At 69.4% G+C, this 17,126-nt stretch carries 16 protein-coding genes, 1 tRNA gene and 2 pseudogenes; 8 read left to right on the top strand and 11 right to left on the bottom strand.

The window, feature by feature from the left end; all coding sequences use genetic code 11:
* The 7 genes and pseudogenes from C6A87_RS09045 to pgm all read right to left on the bottom strand — a co-directional run bounded on the left by C6A87_RS09045 (position 1) and on the right by pgm (position 7,414).
* Positions 1 to 1,245: a DUF1214 domain-containing protein gene (locus tag C6A87_RS09045; RefSeq protein WP_311116923.1), complete on the bottom strand. Its 1,245-nt coding sequence runs from the start codon at positions 1,243 to 1,245 to the stop codon at positions 1 to 3.
* A complete protein-coding gene (locus tag C6A87_RS09040) occupies positions 1,245 to 2,396 on the bottom strand; it encodes a sulfotransferase (protein ID WP_311116922.1) in 1,152 nt (383 codons plus the stop codon). Before C6A87_RS09040 ends, C6A87_RS09045 begins: the two co-directional genes overlap by 1 nt.
* Positions 2,393 to 3,517 (bottom strand): LLM class flavin-dependent oxidoreductase, encoded by a 1,125-nt coding sequence (locus C6A87_RS09035; RefSeq protein WP_311116921.1) that lies wholly within the window; start codon positions 3,515 to 3,517, stop codon positions 2,393 to 2,395. The genes C6A87_RS09040 and C6A87_RS09035 overlap by 4 nt, the downstream gene beginning before the upstream one ends.
* Before the next feature lie 495 nt (positions 3,518 to 4,012).
* Positions 4,013 to 4,270 carry a DUF3297 family protein gene (locus tag C6A87_RS09030; RefSeq protein ID WP_311116920.1) on the bottom strand — a complete coding sequence of 86 codons (258 nt, stop codon included), beginning with the start codon at positions 4,268 to 4,270 and terminating at the stop codon, positions 4,013 to 4,015.
* A gap of 102 nt (positions 4,271 to 4,372) precedes the next feature.
* Positions 4,373 to 4,445: transfer RNA gene (locus tag C6A87_RS09025), tRNA-Ala, on the bottom strand.
* 53 nt (positions 4,446 to 4,498) lie between these two features.
* Positions 4,499 to 5,765, bottom strand: a pseudogene (locus C6A87_RS09020) (MFS transporter).
* A 13-nt stretch (positions 5,766 to 5,778) separates the two neighbouring features.
* Positions 5,779 to 7,414: pseudogene (gene pgm / locus C6A87_RS09015) on the bottom strand (phosphoglucomutase (alpha-D-glucose-1,6-bisphosphate-dependent)).
* Between the two features lie 60 nt (positions 7,415 to 7,474).
* On the opposite strand from pgm, the gene crcB (C6A87_RS09010) reads away from it, so the two are divergent.
* Genes crcB (C6A87_RS09010) through mbtN form a run of 6 tightly spaced genes read left to right on the top strand, consistent with a single transcriptional unit; the run spans position 7,475 to position 12,307 of the window.
* A complete protein-coding gene (crcB, locus tag C6A87_RS09010) occupies positions 7,475 to 7,870 on the top strand; it encodes a fluoride efflux transporter CrcB (protein ID WP_311116919.1) in 396 nt (131 codons plus the stop codon).
* Positions 7,867 to 8,232 (top strand): fluoride efflux transporter CrcB, encoded by a 366-nt coding sequence (gene crcB, locus C6A87_RS09005; RefSeq protein WP_311116918.1) that lies wholly within the window; start codon positions 7,867 to 7,869, stop codon positions 8,230 to 8,232. The genes crcB (C6A87_RS09010) and crcB (C6A87_RS09005) overlap by 4 nt, the downstream gene beginning before the upstream one ends.
* Positions 8,229 to 9,248 (top strand): DUF190 domain-containing protein, encoded by a 1,020-nt coding sequence (locus C6A87_RS09000; protein WP_311116917.1) that lies wholly within the window; start codon positions 8,229 to 8,231, stop codon positions 9,246 to 9,248. The genes crcB (C6A87_RS09005) and C6A87_RS09000 overlap by 4 nt, the downstream gene beginning before the upstream one ends.
* Before the next feature lie 49 nt (positions 9,249 to 9,297).
* Positions 9,298 to 9,558 carry an acyl carrier protein gene (locus tag C6A87_RS08995; protein WP_311116916.1) on the top strand — a complete coding sequence of 87 codons (261 nt, stop codon included), beginning with the start codon at positions 9,298 to 9,300 and terminating at the stop codon, positions 9,556 to 9,558.
* On the top strand, positions 9,555 to 11,135 hold the full coding sequence (gene mbtM / locus C6A87_RS08990) for a long-chain-fatty acid--ACP ligase MbtM (protein WP_311116915.1): 1,581 nt from the start codon (positions 9,555 to 9,557) through the stop codon (positions 11,133 to 11,135). Before C6A87_RS08995 ends, mbtM begins: the two co-directional genes overlap by 4 nt.
* Positions 11,132 to 12,307 (top strand): mycobactin biosynthesis acyl-ACP dehydrogenase MbtN, encoded by a 1,176-nt coding sequence (gene mbtN, locus C6A87_RS08985; protein WP_311116914.1) that lies wholly within the window; start codon positions 11,132 to 11,134, stop codon positions 12,305 to 12,307. The genes mbtM and mbtN overlap by 4 nt, the downstream gene beginning before the upstream one ends.
* On the opposite strand, the gene C6A87_RS08980 is transcribed toward mbtN, so the two are convergent.
* Together C6A87_RS08980 and C6A87_RS08975 are read right to left on the bottom strand one after the other, a co-directional pair.
* A complete protein-coding gene (locus tag C6A87_RS08980) occupies positions 12,304 to 12,903 on the bottom strand; it encodes a GNAT family N-acetyltransferase (RefSeq protein WP_311116913.1) in 600 nt (199 codons plus the stop codon). The genes mbtN and C6A87_RS08980 overlap by 4 nt on opposite strands.
* A gap of 51 nt (positions 12,904 to 12,954) precedes the next feature.
* Positions 12,955 to 13,377, bottom strand: coding sequence for a hypothetical protein (locus C6A87_RS08975; RefSeq protein WP_311116912.1), 423 nt, complete (start codon positions 13,375 to 13,377; stop codon positions 12,955 to 12,957).
* A 30-nt stretch (positions 13,378 to 13,407) separates the two neighbouring features.
* On the opposite strand from C6A87_RS08975, the gene C6A87_RS08970 reads away from it, so the two are divergent.
* On the top strand, positions 13,408 to 13,602 hold the full coding sequence (locus C6A87_RS08970) for a hypothetical protein (protein ID WP_311116911.1): 195 nt from the start codon (positions 13,408 to 13,410) through the stop codon (positions 13,600 to 13,602).
* 64 nt (positions 13,603 to 13,666) lie between these two features.
* On the opposite strand, the gene C6A87_RS08965 is transcribed toward C6A87_RS08970, so the two are convergent.
* Positions 13,667 to 13,969 carry a hypothetical protein gene (locus C6A87_RS08965; RefSeq protein WP_311116448.1) on the bottom strand — a complete coding sequence of 101 codons (303 nt, stop codon included), beginning with the start codon at positions 13,967 to 13,969 and terminating at the stop codon, positions 13,667 to 13,669.
* A 167-nt stretch (positions 13,970 to 14,136) separates the two neighbouring features.
* Here C6A87_RS08965 and C6A87_RS08960 point away from each other — a divergent pair, with 167 nt between their 5' ends.
* Positions 14,137 to 16,128: a DUF1214 domain-containing protein gene (locus C6A87_RS08960; protein ID WP_311116910.1), complete on the top strand. Its 1,992-nt coding sequence runs from the start codon at positions 14,137 to 14,139 to the stop codon at positions 16,126 to 16,128.
* 5 nt (positions 16,129 to 16,133) lie between these two features.
* On the opposite strand, the gene C6A87_RS08955 is transcribed toward C6A87_RS08960, so the two are convergent.
* Positions 16,134 to 17,069 carry a DUF808 domain-containing protein gene (locus C6A87_RS08955; RefSeq protein ID WP_311116909.1) on the bottom strand — a complete coding sequence of 312 codons (936 nt, stop codon included), beginning with the start codon at positions 17,067 to 17,069 and terminating at the stop codon, positions 16,134 to 16,136.
* Between the last annotated feature and the right edge of the window lie 57 nt (positions 17,070 to 17,126).

Here is a 17,126-nt window from a genome sequence, read left to right as displayed (position 1 = left end):
TCAGATCCTGTACCTGTCGCGGATGGCGTCGAAGCGTGCGTGGAGTTGCCCGGCCCGCTCCTCGGGGGTGACGCGCCGGGTGTCGGCCGGCAGGACGGTGTCCAGCTCGGAGGCGGCCACGACGGTGGTGCTGACCTCGGGCAGCTGCCGGCTTCCGATGACGCGCATGGTCAGGTAGCCCTCGCTGAAGCGCTGGGTGTCGATCCAGTTGTGCACGCCGGGGTCGTTGTGCGCCATCACCATTCGCACCCGGCCGTCGGCGTCGATCGCCGATCTGCTCGGGGTGTGGCTGACCGACCGGTACAGGTAGTCCATGCTGTTCCAGAACGCGCCCATGTTGGTGAGCATCCAGAACTCGCCGTCGTCGGCGAACTCGAAGATCAACGCGTCGTCCGGGCCGAGACGCCACGGCATCGTGACGATCAGCCGGCCGCGGCGCGTATCGCGTTGCTCCGCCGTGCCGGCGAAACGCGCACCGGGGAACACGTTCGGCTCGGGTTCGCCGAAGAGCGAGCCGATCTGCAGTTCGCGGTCCGGCCAGTCCGCCATCACCCCGGTGAGGAAGTCGCCGGCCCACTGCATCGACGCGATCAGCTCCTGCGGTGTCGGCACGGGGCGTGCCTCGTCCATGTCGATGCGCTCGATGCTGAACTGTGCCGAGCGCTCGGTCCAGGAGTCGAACCCCTGCCGCATGAACAGCTTTCGCGAACCGGGCGTGGTCGGCAGCCAGTTCGGCTCGCGCCGCTGCCCACCGATGTAGAGGACGAAGCTGCCGTCGGGCTCGGTCACCAGGTCGTCGCCGGTGATGTTCGCCTCGGGGGTGTCGCCGAAGGGCTCGTGCAGGTTCGGGTGATCGGCGCCGTAGTAGACGTCCTTCTCGGGCCGCGGGCCCTGGACGGTGAAGTTGATGAATCGCGCCGTGCCGCGGTCGCCCGCGATCCGGTACGTCGAGGCGCCGTCGATCCACGCCTGTAGATAGACGAAGTCGGCGTTGTCGCCGCCGAGCTTGCGGGCAGGCCCGCAGAACGGATGGATCATCGGATAGCGGGTGTTCTTGGTCTCCAACGCGAGATCGTAGGCCTGACCGAGGTTCTGCGTCAGGTAGCGGAAGGCGTCGGCGCGCTGCAGGGCATTGGCCGGCGAAGTGTCCTTGAACGCGAGATCCCCTGCCGCCTTGAGCCGGTCGCAGAATTCGTGCCATGCCGCACGCAGCGCCACGTCGTCGTCGCTGTCACCGAAGGCCATCAGCGCCTCGTCTCGATGTCGATGCCGAAACGTTCGCGATAGGCGGCGAATTCGTCGTGTAGTCGCTGCACGGGAACCGGCAGGACGTCAGTGGAGTAGGTGAACTTGCCGTACCGGTCGCTGCGATTGGTGACGAGGTAGTCGCGCATCGCCTTCTCGGCGTTGGCCGTGAACGGCACTCCGGCGAAGTCGTAGAAGCCGCCGATCGTGGCGACCGGGTCGGCGACGAAGTCGCGGTAGCGGACGTGATGAATGCGTGGGTCGGCCACGAGCGGGTCGGTGAGGTAGGCGTGGAAGTTGGCCCGCGACCCCTCGATCGTGGCGTTGGCGTACTGATCCCAGTCCAGTGTCCCGGCGAGGCTTTCGTTGATCTGCCCGAAGGCCACGATCTGCGAGGCGAGCACCTGCACGGGGTCGCGGTGCACCCAGACGATGCGGGCATCGGGGTAGGTGTCGAAGAGTGCTCGCAGGCGTCGGCCGTGGAAGCCCTTGAGCACCCATCGCTTCGGCGGCCGGGTGTATTGGATGTGCTGCAGCACCATCCGGTGCAGCGCGTACTGCGCGTGATAATCCTGTGCAAAGTTCTGAATTGCCAACGGAACTCGCCACCACGCGCTCGGGTTCGTCGCACGGAAGTCGAAGGCCCACGTGCGTTCGCATTCGGGCAGCCCGTCGCCGAGCAGATCGTTGTAGGGGTGGCTGACGATCCACGGCGGGATGCGGTCCAGAATCTCCCGCCAGTCGGCATCGGCCTGAGCCCGGCGCGGATCGTCGTCGACGGCCGGACCCGGTGGCGGCGAGGGATACATGACCTCCCAGAACCGCAGGGCCCGCGAATCCTCGTCCTCGGCGAGCAGCGCGTGCAGCAGCGTCGTGCCCGACCGCGGCTCGCCCGTGGCGAAGAGCGGGGCCGATATCTGTACGGCCGCAAGCGGTAGGCGTGCGCGGTCGGCCATGAAGCGCAGACGGCGGGTCAGCAGTCCCTTGATCGTGTGGGCGGCTGCCCGCGACCCGCTGTCCGCGAGGTCAGCGCTGTTGAGCCGGTCGACGACCAGCGCCACGCGCGCGGGCAGGGTGTCGTCGCCGAAGTCGGTGTGCCCTGTCGATTTCTGCGCGTCGGCGATGAGGACGTCGGCGTCCAAGAGTGTCATGGCGTGCTTCCTGTGAGCTGCAGCAGTGTGTCCTCGACCTCGCGGACCTTGCGTGTCGATGCGGCGGCGTAGGCCTGCCCAGCCATTCCGCTGTAGTCGAGCACCGAGACGACCCGGGCACCGGCCTCGCCGAAGCCGGCGATCTGCCCAGCCACCTGCTTCGGGGTACCGTGCGGAACGACGGACAGGATCGCCGCCGGGTCCACCTGCTCGAAGAGCCGGAGCAGTCGGTCGCGGGTCAGCACGCGCGGGTCGATGTCCTGGATGCCGCGCCAGTGCTCCCCCATCGGATGCCGGTGACCGGCGGCGGCCAGCGCCTCGGCCGTCAGCTGCAGCACCAGCGACTTCACCAGCGGGCGTTGCAGAATCTCGCCGAGCTCGTCGGGTTCGCCGATGAGGCAGACCACCATTTTCGCGGGCGTGATCGCGTCCGGGTCGCGCCCGGCCTGGTCGGCTGCGTGCCGGATGCATGCCAGTTGGTTCGCGTACGTCTCGGGCCCGGCGCTGCCCGTCGGCCACCAGCCGTCGCCAAACTCACCGACCAGCTGCAGCATGCGGGGACCGTTGGCGCCGATCCAGATCGGTGGCGGTCCGGTGGGGTGCAGCTCGGCGTCGAGCCGGGCGTGCTCCAGCGTGAAGTACCGGCCGGCGAAGTCGACGGGCCCGTCGGTGTCCCAGAGCAGCCGGATCAACCGGAGCGCCTCGGCGAACCGGCTCACCGTGCCGCGGTGGTCGAAGCCGTAGGGAGCCAGGTTCTCGCGCTCGCCGGCACCGAGCCCCAGGATGAATCGGCCTTCCGAGAGATGGCTCAGGGTCAGTGCCGACTGGGCCAGCATCACCGGGTGGCGGCGGACGGTGTCGAGGACGCTCGTGGCGACCCGCGTGCGGGTGGTGCGGGTTGCGACGGCACCGGCGACGGTGAGGGCGTCCAGGTAGCGGTGCGGCGACGGCGAGACTTCGGCGAGGTCGGTGAACTCGGTCGTCCAGATCGAGTCCGGCCAGAAGCTGACGAGGTGATCGGGCAGCCAAAGGGAGTGGTAGCGGCCATCATCGAGAGCGTCGAGCCCGGTGAGGTCGAGCGGCAGGGTCGTCCGGAAGAACGAGGCCAGCTCCAAGGGCATGCAGCGGAAGCTACACCGAGGACGAGTGCCGCGTCCGCAGATTGCTGAGCATTCGCTCAGCACTGCTACTTCGGAAGACTGTCCTTCTTGGATTTCGGCGGCGTCGCGGGGGACGTTGGGGCCGGCGATGTGGCCGCCGGCGCGGTGGTGGTCGCCGGCGCGGTTGACGTGCCCGTTGCCTCGGTCGGACCGCTACCGTCGCTGCAACCCGCGGTCAGTGCGACGATCGCGACTGTCGCCGCGAGCACCGGAAGACGACGGACCGACCGTCGCGGCCGGGCGACAGCGGTGCCGCGCGCGGACAGGCCAACACGATCGTTCACAGCAAACCCCCGTCTCGACGTCGTGTCAGGTAGACAGACTCGTCGTTGATACCACGGGGAAAGATCATGGGCTGCCGCATTCGGATCAATCGGGCCAAGTCGATGCCCTACCGCAAGAGGCGAGTTCCACGGCCGCACAGCGCTGCACGTCGGGGATCAGCGCCGACCGGAGTTAGTTCTCCTGGCGAAAATACGGCTCAACCGTGCCGCTGAGCTTCACCACCATGGGATTCCCGCGGCGATCCTTGGCGGTGGGCACCGCAACACGCACCCAACCCTCGGCCACGTCGTATTCGACGACATTGGTCTTCTCGGCGCCGTTGAAGCGAATGCCGACATCGCGGCTGAGCGCCTCTTCGCTGAAGAAAGGGCTGTTCGGATCAATGGAGAGGTGGTTCGGTGGAACGTCGATGCTCTGGTCCTCGGACATGATGGCTTTCGGTAGATGCTGCGTCGGTCTCGGGTTGAATCGCAGTGAACCTACCCGATGCTGACCGTCGCGACCGAGTCCCTGGACTGCTCGTTCCGTGAGTGGAGCTAAGGGGATTCGAACCCCTGACCCCCACACTGCCAGTGTGGTGCGCTACCAACTGCGCCATAGCCCCTTGTCGTGCTCACCGAAGTTACACCACGACCCGTTGCGGTTCAAAATCGCTGGTCACGGGACTTCGCCACCAGCCTCCGGACCGAGCGGGCGGGCCTTCGTGTGCTCGGTCGACGCCCGGGGCCGCGTCTCGGGGGCGAAGATCCAGCCGACCGCGGCGATGGCGAGGATGATGCCGCTGACCAGGAACGCCCACCCGAACGACGTGTACTGCGCGATCAGTCCCACCAGCAGCGAGCCGCCGATCGAGCCCAGGTCGGCCATCATCTGGAACGTCGCGATCGCCGTGCCCCCGCGCGACTTGTTGCCCACCACGTCGGCGACCGCGGCCTGCTGCGGTGAGACGAAGATCCCAGTGGCCGCACCGGCCACGTAGGCCGCCGCCAGGAACACCGGGAACGAGCTGGTGAACCCCACCAGCGCGGTCGAGACCGCTGCCAGCGCCAGCCCGAAGATCATCAGCTTGCGCCGTCCGAGCCGGTCCGACAGGTGCCCGCTCGGGATGACGACGGAGATGTTGCCCACCGCGAACGCCGTCAGCGCCAGGCCGCGCGCCCGGGCTGCGGCCCAGCACCTCCACCACGAACAGCGGTACCAGTGCGATGCGCAACCCGAACGACGCCCACCCCGTCGCGAAGTTGGAGAACAACGCCGCCCGGTAGGCGCGATGGCCGAACACGGCCCGGAACGGCACCGGCGGCTCCACGTCCTCGTCCTCACCACCGACCACCGTCGAGTTGCGCAGGCTGACGAACACCACCGTCGCGGCCACCAGCAGCGCGGCGCCGTAGATCAGGAAGGGCGCCGACAGACCGAACCCGGCCGTCAGGCTGCCCAGCACGGGGCCGCCCACCGAGCCGACCATGAAACCGGACGAGAACAGGCCGGCGACCCGGCCGCGCGCATCCGGCGGTGATATCCGGATCATCAGCCCCAGCGAGGACACCGTGAACATCGCCGAACCGATGCCGCCCAGCGAGCGGAAAAGCAGCAGCTGCCAATAGGTTTCGGCGAACGCGCAGGCAGCCGTGGACAGCGCGACGATGATCAGGCCGCTGAGGTAGATCCGCCGCTCCCCCAGCCGCTGCACGAGCATCCCCGCCGACGGCGCGCCCACCAGCCGCATCACCGCGAACGCGGTGATGACGAACGTCGCGGCGGCGATGCTGACCCCGAAATGGCGTGCGTACTGCGGCAGCACCGGAGCCACCACGCCGTAGCCCAGCGCCACCACGAAGTTGGCGACGACCAGTACCCACACCTCGCGGGGCAGCTTCTGCCTGGTTGTGCCCGGACAGTCGTCCTCCGTGCGCGAACTCACGAAATGACCCACATCACGAAATGACCGCCGCCACCACATCTCGGGCGGCGTCCTGGACCTCCACGAGATGGTCAGGGCCGCGGAATGATTCGGCGTAGATCTTGTAGACGTCCTCGGTGCCCGACGGCCGCGCGGCGAACCAGGCGTTCTCGGTCGTCACCTTCAGCCCGCCCAGCGGTGCGCCGTTGCCGGGCGCCGAGGTCAGTTTCGCGGTGATCGGCTCGCCCGCCAGCTCGGTCGCGGTGACCTGCTCGGGCGACAGCTTGGCCAGCCGCGCCTTCTGCTCCCGATTCGCCGGGGCGTCGATGCGGGCGTACGCCGGCGCGCCGTAGCGCTCGGTCAGCTCGGCGTACCTCTGCGACGGCGACGTACCGGTCACGGCGAGGATCTCCGACGCCAGCAGCGCCAGGATGATGCCGTCCTTGTCGGTCGTCCACACCGAGCCGTCGCGGCGCAGGAACGACGCCCCCGCACTCTCCTCGCCGCCGAACCCGATCGACCCGTCGATGAGCCCGTTGACGAACCACTTGAAACCGACGGGCACCTCGACCAGCCTGCGGTCCAGACCGGCCACCACGCGGTCGATGATCGACGAACTGACCGCGGTCTTGCCGACCGCCGTCCCGGCCGCCCACTCCCGGCGGTGCGCGAACAGGTAGTCGATCGCCACGGCCAGATAGTGGTTCGGGTTGAGCAACCCGCCGTCGGGGGTGACGATCCCGTGCCGGTCGGAGTCCGCGTCGTTGCCGGTGGCGATCTGATACCGGTCCCGGTTGGCGATGAGCGAGGCCATCGCGTTCGGCGAGCTGCAGTCCATCCGGATCTTGCCGTCGGTGTCCAGTGTCATGAACCGCCACGTCGCGTCGACCAACGGGTTCACCACGGTCAGGTCGAGGTTGTACCGCTCGGCGATCGCACCCCAGTAGTCGACGCTGGCCCCGCCGAGCGGGTCGGCGCCGATGCGGATGCCCTCGGCGCTGATCGCGTGCAGGTCGACGACGTTGGACAGGTCGGCGACGTAGGCGTCGAGGTAGTCGTGCCGCTGCGCGGTGCCCAGCGCCCGCGTCAACGGGATGCGCTTCACGTCGGCGAGCCCGCCGCGCAGGATCTCGTTGGCCCGTTTGGCGATCACGCTGGTGGCGTCGGTGTCGGCCTGGCCCACCGTTGGGCGGGTTGTACTTGAAGCCGCCGTCGCGCGGCGGGTTGTGCGACGGCGTCACGACGATCCCGTCGGCGAGGTCACCCTCCCGGCCTCGGTTGAACGACAGGATGGCATGGCTGACCGCAGGCGTCGGGGTGTACCGGTCCGCCGAATCGATCATCGCGACAACGTCATTGGCGGCGAGGACCTCCAGCGCGGAGGCCCAGGCCGGCTCGGACAGCGCGTGGGTGTCGCGGCCGATGAACAGCGGGCCCGTGGTCCCCTGGGCCGCGCGGTACTCCACGATCGCCTGCGTGGTGGCCAGGATGTGCGCCTCGTTGAACGCCGCGTCCAGGCTCGAGCCTCGATGGCCCGACGTGCCGAACGCCACCTGCTGGTCCACGTTGTCGGGGTCGGGGGCGAGCGTGTAGTACGCCGTCACCACCGCCGCGATGTCGATGAGGTCCTCTGCTTGCGCCGGCTGCCCGGCGCGGGGGTTGGCCGCCATGGTGTCGATTCTGCTCCTTGGTGACGCTCCGGACCGCCTCCGGGGCGGCATACTTCGCACATGGCCCACGACCGGCGTGAACTGGCTGCCGTGTTCGCCGGTGGCGCGCTGGGCACGCTGGCGCGCGCCGGCTTCGGGGAACTGGCCGCTGCCGACCCCGGCCGGTGGCCGTGGCCCACGTTCACCGTCAACGTCGTCGGCGCGTTCCTGCTCGGCGTGCTGGTCACCCGCCTGCTGGAACGGCTGCCGGTCTCCAGCTACCGGCGACCGTTCCTGGGCACCGGCCTGTGCGGCGGGCTGACGACGTTCTCCACCATGCAGGTCGAGACGTTGTCGATGGTCGAACACGGCCATTACGCGCTGGCCGCCGGATACACCACGGCCAGCATCGCCGCCGGGCTGTCGGCCGTGTTCGTCGGCACCGCGCTGGTGCGTCGCGGCGGATGGCGCCGATGACGGTTCTGCTCTGGCTCGGCGTCGTACTGCTGGGCGGGTTGGGCGCGGTGGCGCGGCTGACCGTCGACCGTGCGGTGTCGCGGCGGGCGGCCCGGCCGTTCCCGGTCGGCACGCTGGTCGTCAACATCAGCGGGGCGCTGCTGCTCGGCTTCCTGGCCGGGCTGATGCTGCCCGCCGAGCTGGCGCTGCTGGCCGGCACTGCGTTCGTCGGCTCCTACACCACGTTCTCGACCTGGATGCTGGAGACCCAGCGCCTCGCCGAGGAACGCCAGATCGCCTCTGCCGTGGCCAATCTCGTGGTCAGCGTGGTGCTGGGGCTGGCGGCCGCGGCGCTGGGCCAGTGGCTGGGGGCACTGCTGTGAGCGAGCAGCGCTCGACGCTGCGCGTGTACTTCGCCGAACGGCAGCGCAGCGCGGACCGGTTCGTCGCCGACGCGCTGACGGACCTGTGCGCGCAGCGGGGCATCGCGGCCAGTGTGGTGCTGCGCGGCATCGCCGGATTCGGTCCGGCCCACCTCATCCGCAGCGATCTCACGCTGAGCCTGTCGGAGGACCCGCCGGTGACCGTCTGGGCGACCGACAGCCCGGCACGGGTGCGTGAACTCGCCGACGCCGCGGCTCCTCTGGTCACCAGCGGAATGCTGACGATCGAGCACGGCAGGCAGCGGGTCCCCGACGACGTCGCCACGGTGCGTCTGTCGCTTCATCTGGGGCGCCACCACCGCGTGGCCGGCACGTCGGGCTACGTCGCGGTCTGCGAGATGTTGCGCCGCCACGGCTTCGCCGCCGCCGACGTCTTTCTCGGCGTCGACGGCGCGGTCGCCGGGCACCGCCGCCGGGCGCGGTTCTTCGGCGGGAACTCCGACGTGCCGCTGTCCGTCACGGGGGTCGGCACCGCGGCCCAGGCCGCGGCTGCCGTCGACGAGCTCCGCGCCGCACTGCCCGACGCGGTGCTCAGCGTGGCGCCCACCGAGGTCTGCAGATCCGGTGGGTGGACGCCGGCCGCGTTACCGAAGCACGGACGCTTCCAGCGCGTCACCGTGCACACCGAGGAGGCCCCGGCCCGTGGCGGCCCCGTCCACCGCGCGCTGATCCGCCGGCTGAGGGAGTCCGGACACGCCGGTGGCGCCACGGTGCTGCGGGCGCTCTGGGGTTTTCGCGGCGACGAGGAGCCGCACGGGGACCGCTTCCTGCAGATCACCCGGCACGTCCCGGTGTGCACGGTCATCGTCGGCACCGCGGCCGACATCGCCTCGTGCTACCCGATCATCGACGAGGTCACCGCACAGGCGGGGCTGGTGACCGTCGAGTCGTTGGCCGGGATGCTGGAGGTGCACGCGGGACGCCGGTTCGGCGATCTGGGCTCCGCACCCCCGTAGCAGAAGTGAGGGTAGCCTATCTTTATCCGACGAGGTAACCTCTGCCGCCATGAGCACGTCACCCCCGCATGGCCTCAGCGCCGCCCTTGAGGAGATCCTGCGCGACGACCTGAACGTCGACGTCACCCGCATCACGCGGGATTCGCGCCTGATCGACGACGTCGGCCTGGACTCGGTGGCGTTCGCGGTCGGCATGGTCGCGATCGAGGACAAGCTCGGCGTCGCGCTGTCGGAGGAAGACCTGCTGACCTGCAACACCGTCGGCGATCTCGAGCAGGCCATCCTGGCGAAGACGCCCGCGGCTCAGTGAGCGCTCTGGCCTCGGCACTGTCGCGGGCGATGACGTCCTCGCCGCGGGACCTGGTGCTGCTCGACCGCGACACCGGCCGGTGGAACCGGCACCCGTGGCCGGAAGTGCATGCGCGCGCGGAGAACATCGCCGCCCGGGTACTGGACGGACCCGACGGCGCCGTCGGCCTCGTCGGCGAACCCACGGTGGAATTCGTCGCCGGGATCCAGGGCGCCTGGCTGGCCGGCCGCCCGCTGTCGATCCTGCCCGGGCCCGTGCGCGGTGCCGACGACCAGCAGTGGGCGCACGCCACCGCCGAACGCTTCGCAGGCATCGGCGTCGCGCAGGTCTTCAGTCACGGCTCACAGCTGGAGTTGTTGCGCACCAACGGATCACCGCTGACGCTGCACGACGTGCGCGAAGTCGGTCACGCGCAGCGGTCGAGCACCCTGGCGCCGCAGGCCGCCCCCGACGGCTCCGCCGCGGTGCTGCAGGGCACGGCCGGCTTCACCGGAACCCCACGCACCGCGATGCTCTCGCCCGAGGCGGTGCTGAACAACGTCGCCGCGCTGCTGCAGCACACCGGAGCCGACCCGGCCGAGGACATCGGGCTGACATGGCTCCCGCTCTACCACGACATGGGGCTGACGTTCCTGCTCACCGGGTTCCTGTCCGGTGCCGACATGTGGGTCGCACCGACCGCCGCATTCGCCGCGTCGCCGTTCCGGTGGCTGAGCTGGCTGTCGGAGAGCCGCGCGAGCCTCACCGCCGCACCGAATTTCGCGTACTCGGTGATCGGCAAGTACGCGCGGCGGGTCCCCGACGTCGACCTGGGCCGCCTGCGGTTCGCCATCAACGGCGGCGAGCCCATCGACTGCGAGGGCTTCCGGCTGTTCCTCGACGAGCTGGCCCGGTTCGGGCTCGACCCGCGCGCCGCGGCCCCGTCCTACGGGCTGGCCGAGTCGACCTGTGCGGTGACCTCCCCCGCGCCGGGGACGGGCCTGCTGGTGGAGGAGGTCACCGACCCCGACACCGACGCGGTACGTCGCCACGCGGTGCTCGGCCGCCCGATTCCCGGGATGGAACTGCGGATCTCGGAATCCGAGCACTCCGGCCTCGCCGGTGATCATGTCATCGGCGAGATCGAGATTCGCGGGACGTCGATGATGACGGGTTACCTGGGCGAGGAACCGCCGCCTGCCGGTCAGTGGTTCCGCACCGGTGATCTCGGATACCTCACCGACGACGGGCTGGTGGTCTGCGGCCGGGTCAAGGAACTCATCACCGTGGCCGGACGCAACATCTTCCCCAGCGAGGTGGAACGGATCGCGGCGCAGGTCCGCGGTGTCCGTGACGGCGCCGTCGTCGCGGTCGGCACCGACGGCGACTCGGCCCGGCAGGGCCTGATCATCGCCGCCGAGTTCCGCGGTCCCGACGAAGCGGGCGCGAGAAGCGAAGTGGTGCAGCGGGTCGCGTCGCACTGCGGCGTCGTCCCCGCCGACGTCGTGTTCCTGGCCCCCGGGTCACTGCCCCGGACGTCCTCGGGCAAGCTGCGGCGTCTGCAAGTCAAACGAGATCTGGAGGCTGCACGGGTATGACCTCGCCGTCCACCGACGTCGACAGCTACCGCGACCTGCTCGCGGAGGTGTTCGGCGACACGGTGACCGAATGGACCGCCGAAGCAGAAGCCTCCGAACGGTTCCCCCGCAAGCTCATCGAACACCTCGGCGCCGCAGGGGTTTTCCGAAGCAAGTGGGGCCCTGCGGGTGGCCAGCACCCCGATGTGGCCAAGCTCAACGAGCTGGCGTTCCATCTCGGCCGGCTGGGTTCGGCGGGCATCGGCGTCGGTGTCAGCCTGCATGATTCGGCGATCGCGGTGCTGCGCCGGTTCGCCAGGTCCGACCACCTGAAGGCGTTGTGCGAGCAGGCCGTGGACGGCGAGGCGGTGCTGTGCATCGGCGCCTCGGAGGAGTCCGGCGGTTCGGACCTGCAGATCGTCGAGACCGAGGTCCACTCGGTCGGTGACGGCTTCCACGTCCGCGGGGTCAAGAAGTTCGTGTCGCTGTCCCCCATCGCCGATCACATCCTCGTCGTGGCCCGCGGTATGGACAACGACCCCACCAGCAGGCACGGCAACGTGCTGGTGATCGCCGTGCCCACCACCCAGGTGCAGGTCCAGGAGCCGTACCGCAAGGTCGGCGCCGGCCCGTTGGACACCGCGGCCGTGCACATCGACACCTGGGTTCCGGCCGACCATCTGGTGGCGCGCCCCGGGACCGGGCTGGCGGCGATCTCATGGGGACTCGCGCACGAACGCATGTCCATCGCCGGCCAGGTGGCGTCCTCCTGTCAGCGCGTACTGGGTGTCACCCACGCGCGCATGGTGCAGCGTCGACAGTTCGGCGCAACACTTTTCGAGCATCAGGCGCTGCGATTGCGGATGGCCGATCTGCAGGCCCGCGTCGACCTGCTCCGCCACGGCCTCAACGGCATCGCCGCGCAGGGCAAGCTCGATCTGCGCGCTGCCGCCGCGGTGAAGGTCACCGCGGCCAGGCTCGGTGAAGAGGTGCTCTCCGAGTGCATGCACATCTTCGGCGGTTCGGGTTACCTCGTCGACGAGACACCGCTGGGCCGGTGGTGGCGTGACATGAAACTCGCCCGGGTGGGTGGCGGCACCGACGAGGTGCTCTGGGAACTGGTGGCCGCGGCGATGAAACCGGATTTCGACAGCTACGCCGAGATGATCGGCGGCGCAGCAGCATCCGACTAGACGGGCCGGTTCAGCGCGTACAGCGCCATCCGCCGGTTCGACATCTGGTGTTCGCCGAGGAAGTCACATCGGGCGTACTCGCACAGCCGGCGGGCGCCGACGTTGCGGTGGTCGGGGTCGAACATGATGCGACGGCACTGTGATTCGATCGCGAACAGGCTGGCCGCCAGGCGGGGCAACAGGATCGGCCCGAAGCCGCGGTTGACGATGTCGAGGTCGGCTATCGCGGCGTGCAGACCCAGATCGTAGGGATGGGCGTCATACCTCGGGGCGATGGAATCCTTTGCCGCGCGGTACACCTCGATGTACCCGTGCGGCTCACCCTTGAACATGCCGATCAACGGGCGCGAGTACCGGCCGGCCAGCTGCGCGCGCAGGTAGCCGTGCCACCACTGCACCGGCCGGTCGTACTCCCAGGCCTCGGCCAGGTGCGGACGGTTCATCCACTCCGAGATCATCGCCGCATCGGCGTCCGGGTCGACGAGCCGGATCTGGTACGGCTCAGCGAGGATGGGGATCGGCGGCGGCGGCACGGCGCGCACCTCGTCACTGATCTCGGTGAGCTCCCGCGGAAGGATCGGCAGAACGTCAGTCATCGTGACCGCAGAGCCTACCCGAGCAGGTGAGGCAAGGTTTACCTACATTCGCTACGTCAGGAGTAGCACGCCGCCGATGATCAGCGCGACGACCTTGACCAGCTCCAGGGCGACGTAGACGAAGTGCGCCCGCGAACGCGGCCCCTCGGCGCCGGCCAACACCCGGTCGGAGCGCCGGGTCAATGCCGGCCGGACGAACACGATCTGACCGGCGAGCATCCCGGTGGCGGTGAGCAGCGCCGCCAGCGCCGCCGTCGAGCCACCGCTGAGCAGCGTGACCGTCACCGCCGTCGCCGCCAGCACCGCCTCGCAGCCGTTGAGCGCACGGAACACCAGACGCCCGATCCCGAGCCCGATCTGGAGCGTCACGCCGGGCGCCCGGAACTTCAGCGGCGCCTCCACGAAGGAGATCGCGACCACCATGCCCAGCCAGATGAACGTCGCGGCGATGGCGACACCCAGAGCACCGTGCATGAGGCGGAGCTTAGGTGAGAGGGTGAGCTGATGACCGAAGACCGCGTCGCCGAGTTGCAACGGTGGGAGGACGCGGGCGCGGTGTGGCGGGTGATCGACCGCGGCTCGTCCGGGGCGACGGTCGCGTTGCTGCGCTGCGACGGCGGCGAGGAGGCCGCCCGGTTCAGCAGTGCCGATCCTCGGCTGCTGGCGTTCCTCGGGGACCGGGTCAGCAGCGAGGACTGAACGCACGCAACAGGGCCACCCCTTTTTACGGAGGTGGCCCTGTCACCCGGGAAGCTCTGTCGGGTTACTTGACGTCGACGTAGTAGATGCTGTTGCCGGTCTTGGTGTTCTGGTAGGTGCGGTCGTTGAAGTAGTCGCGGGTGGTGGAGCGGATGTCGCCACCCTTGTTGATGCCCACGACACTGGCTTCGCTCAGCGGAGCGTCCGAGAGGCGATTGACGACCACGCGGTGGCCCTGGGCTTCGAGCTGGCTGATGGTGGCATCGGCGTTGGAGCCCGACGGTGCGGCAGCAGCCGGGGCAGCCAGTCCGAGGACTGCAGCACCCAGGCCGGCGGCGAACGCGGTGGCAATGGTGAGGTTCTTCATTGGTCTCAACTTCTTCCCTGGCGGTGTGTTTCTTTTCTGCTTCTGATGGCTAGAACCGGCAGGTCAGAGCAATAATTTCGGCTGGCAGAAATTGGCCGCACCGGTGGCAGAAACCCGTCGCCGAGACTGCGACCACGGCGTGAACACCCCGGAAAAGCCCTCACGGAATGCGATTTCGGCGGGAAGACAAGGGGCGTGGCGCTACCGTACGGGCACGGTCGCAGGAAAGGACGGCGCTCGTGGCAGCAACGGGGCGTTCGGCAGAAGCGGTGTCCACTGCGTTCGTGCGCCACGGGCCGGTCATCGGCCGGGTCGGTTCACTCGCGGTCGCGCTGGGCATCGGGCTGGCGATCGCCAACGCCTCCGCTGTCGCAGCGGCGGATGACGGCACCGCAAGCGCGGAATCACCGTCCAGTGCCGCGTCCGAGAGCGATCCGGGGCCGGCCGACCGCGACGACGCCGACAAGACCGACACCGACGCCGACGCGCAGGACGACGCGGCCGAGGAGCCACCCGCCGACGAAAACGACACCGAAAACGACGCCGCCGAAGACGACAGCGACGCACCCGAACGTCGCGGCGACCGCACCACCGTCACCGTCGCCTCCCCCGAACCCGACGCGGACGCCGAACCCGACGCGGACGCCGAACCCGACACGGGCGAGGTGGAGGTCACCGACGAACCCGGCAGCCCCGCACCCGCTGCGGCGTGGATGGTGGCCGGATCCGCGCGCCGGGAGGCCGCCCCCGAGCCCGCGGCGTCGCCGCAGGTCTCTGCGACGAGTCCGCTGGCCACCGCGCAGCAGCTCGAAGCGGAGCGGATCGCCGCCGAGACCGTGCAGACCTGGCCGGTGCGGCTGATGAAGTTCGTGCTGGGGGCCGGGTGGCTGGCCACCGCGCACCGCGAGTACGGCGACATCGGCGGGCCCGACCGGGAGAACCTCGCCCAGCTGGGCCGCGCGGTCGACGAGTACGCGATGGGCGCGGCGTTCCAGCAGCAGCTGCTCAACCCGATGAGGCCGACCGTGGTCACCCAGGTCGCGCCGCCGCACAGCTGGTTCGGCCAGGACGTGCAGGGCTCGCGCATCCTCTACGACAACCCCGACACGGTGTACCGCTTCACCGGGGTGAACATGACCTCCACCTACGTGATCCGGGGCCGGTTCACCGGCGAAACTCCGGCGGACACCAACTTCAGCGTGCTGACCGGCCTGTCGGGCATCACCGCGGACAACCTCAGCGGCCGCCAACTCGAAGTCGCACCGGACGGTTCGTTCACCATCACCGTCAGTGGCTCCCCCGCGGCGCCCGGGCAGCGCAACCACCTGCGGCTGACCGCGGACACCACGCTGATCGCGGTGCGGAACACGTTGTCGGACTGGACCACCCAACCGCCGATGAGCCTGTCCATCGAACGTCTGTCAGGTCCGCGCGACAGCTTGTTCAGTCAGCTCGGCGGTTTCGCGATCCCCGGACTCGGGCCGATGGTGACCAGGAGCCCACTGCTCACGGCGCTGGTGTCGTTGATCCCGCCGATGAAGGAGCCGCCGCGGATCCTGCGTGGGGCGTTCACCGCCGTGATCATGGCGCTCGGGCTGGGCATGGAATCGAAGTACATCAAGGTCGCCACCACCGACCCGGAAACCGGCGGGCGGCTGGGGGCGAACGTGCTCAAGGACCCGTCACGCAACGCCGAGTTCCTGGCCACCCAGTTGCAGAGCGCCGGCTACTTCCATCTCGGCGACGACGAGGCACTCGTCGTCACGGTCACCCCGGGCAACGCCCGCTACTTCACCGTCCCCGTCACCAACCTGTGGACGATCACCGGCGACTATCGTGCCGACCAGACGAGTCTGAACAACGCCCAGGCGCACCAGAACCCGGACGGCTCCTACACGTTCGTGATCGCGCCGACCGACCCCGGTGTGTACAACTGGGTGTCCACCGGCGGCCTGAACAAGGGCACGCTGTCGTTGCGATTCCAGGACCTCGACCTGGCGTCCTCACCGACTCCGACGGTGACCGCCCGCCTGGTGCGCCTCCCGGACCTCGCGGCGGTGCTGCCACCCACCACGACCTACGTCACCGCCGCGCAGCGTCAGACCATGCTCGCGCTCCGGCGGGCCGCTTTCGACAGCCGGTTCGCCGCCGGCGACTGATCCGGTCAGTGCTTGGCTTTGCGCCCGAACGGCAGCACGTGCACGACGGCCACCACCAGCGCACCGACGACCAGGCCGATCACTGCCGACGCGCCGGTGTTGACCAGCCAGGCCAGCACCCCGCCGACCCCGCCGACGTGGTGGACGTACTCCTCGGCGTGGTGGACCACGCCGTAGGGCGCGTGCCAGCCGAGTTCGTCGGTGCCCACCAGCAGGATGTGCCCGCCCACCCACAGCATCGCCACCGTGCCGATCACCGACAGCGCCGACAGCAGCTTCGGCATGCCGGCCACCAGACCGCGGCCGACCTTCTGGGCGATCGCCGACGAACGCCCGGTCAGGCTCAGGCCCACGTCGTCCATCTTCACGATCCCGGCGACCACCCCGTACACCGCGACGGTGATCACCACGGCCACCACCAGCAGGATGAGCAGGCGCGGCACGAACGCCTGATCGGCCACCTCGTTGAGCGCGATGACCATGATCTCCGCCGACAAGATGAAGTCGGTGCGGATCGCGCCGGTGACCATGAACTTCTCGGCGTCCGCGCCGGACGCGGCGACGGGCGCACCGTGCGTGTCGTGGCCGCGGATCCTGCCCCAGACCTTCTCCGCGCCCTCGAAGCACAGATAGGTCGCGCCGAGCATCAGGATCGGTGTCAACAGCCACGGCACGAACTGGCTGAGCAGCAGCGCGGCGGGCAGGATGAACACGATCTTGTTGCGCAGCGATCCCAGCGCGATGCGCTTGATGATCGGCAGTTCCCGCTCGGCGGCGATCCCGTGCACGTACTGCGGGGTCACCGCGGTGTCGTCGATGACGACGCCCGCTGCCTTGGCCGTCGCCCGGCCTGCGGCGGCGCCGATGTCGTCGACGGAGGCCGCGGCCAGCCGCGCCAACGCGGCCACGTCGTCGAGCAGTGCGAACAACCCCCCGCTCACCGGATCCCCCTGATCGATGCGACAGTCATTGGCGAAGGTTACCCAACCGGAGCTGAC

It is taken from the genome of Mycobacterium sp. ITM-2016-00317 (assembly GCF_002968295.1).
Taxonomy (GTDB): domain Bacteria; phylum Actinomycetota; class Actinomycetes; order Mycobacteriales; family Mycobacteriaceae; genus Mycobacterium.
This window is presented reverse-complemented; position numbering and strand designations above follow the sequence as displayed.

Coding starts and splice junctions, on each gene's coding strand:
- C6A87_RS09045 (WP_311116923.1), bottom strand. CDS start 1,245: ATGGCCTTCGGTGACAGCGACGACGACGTGGCGCTGCGTGCGGCATGG.
- C6A87_RS09040 (WP_311116922.1), bottom strand. CDS start 2,396: ATGACACTCTTGGACGCCGACGTCCTCATCGCCGACGCGCAGAAATCG.
- C6A87_RS09035 (WP_311116921.1), bottom strand. CDS start 3,517: ATGCCCTTGGAGCTGGCCTCGTTCTTCCGGACGACCCTGCCGCTCGAC.
- C6A87_RS09030 (WP_311116920.1), bottom strand. CDS start 4,270: ATGTCCGAGGACCAGAGCATCGACGTTCCACCGAACCACCTCTCCATT.
- crcB (WP_311116919.1), top strand. CDS start 7,475: ATGGCCCACGACCGGCGTGAACTGGCTGCCGTGTTCGCCGGTGGCGCG.
- crcB (WP_311116918.1), top strand. CDS start 7,867: ATGACGGTTCTGCTCTGGCTCGGCGTCGTACTGCTGGGCGGGTTGGGC.
- C6A87_RS08995 (WP_311116916.1), top strand. CDS start 9,298: ATGAGCACGTCACCCCCGCATGGCCTCAGCGCCGCCCTTGAGGAGATC.
- mbtN (WP_311116914.1), top strand. CDS start 11,132: ATGACCTCGCCGTCCACCGACGTCGACAGCTACCGCGACCTGCTCGCG.
- C6A87_RS08980 (WP_311116913.1), bottom strand. CDS start 12,903: ATGACTGACGTTCTGCCGATCCTTCCGCGGGAGCTCACCGAGATCAGT.
- C6A87_RS08975 (WP_311116912.1), bottom strand. CDS start 13,377: ATGCACGGTGCTCTGGGTGTCGCCATCGCCGCGACGTTCATCTGGCTG.
- C6A87_RS08970 (WP_311116911.1), top strand. CDS start 13,408: ATGACCGAAGACCGCGTCGCCGAGTTGCAACGGTGGGAGGACGCGGGC.
- C6A87_RS08965 (WP_311116448.1), bottom strand. CDS start 13,969: ATGAAGAACCTCACCATTGCCACCGCGTTCGCCGCCGGCCTGGGTGCT.
- C6A87_RS08960 (WP_311116910.1), top strand. CDS start 14,137: ATGCGATTTCGGCGGGAAGACAAGGGGCGTGGCGCTACCGTACGGGCA.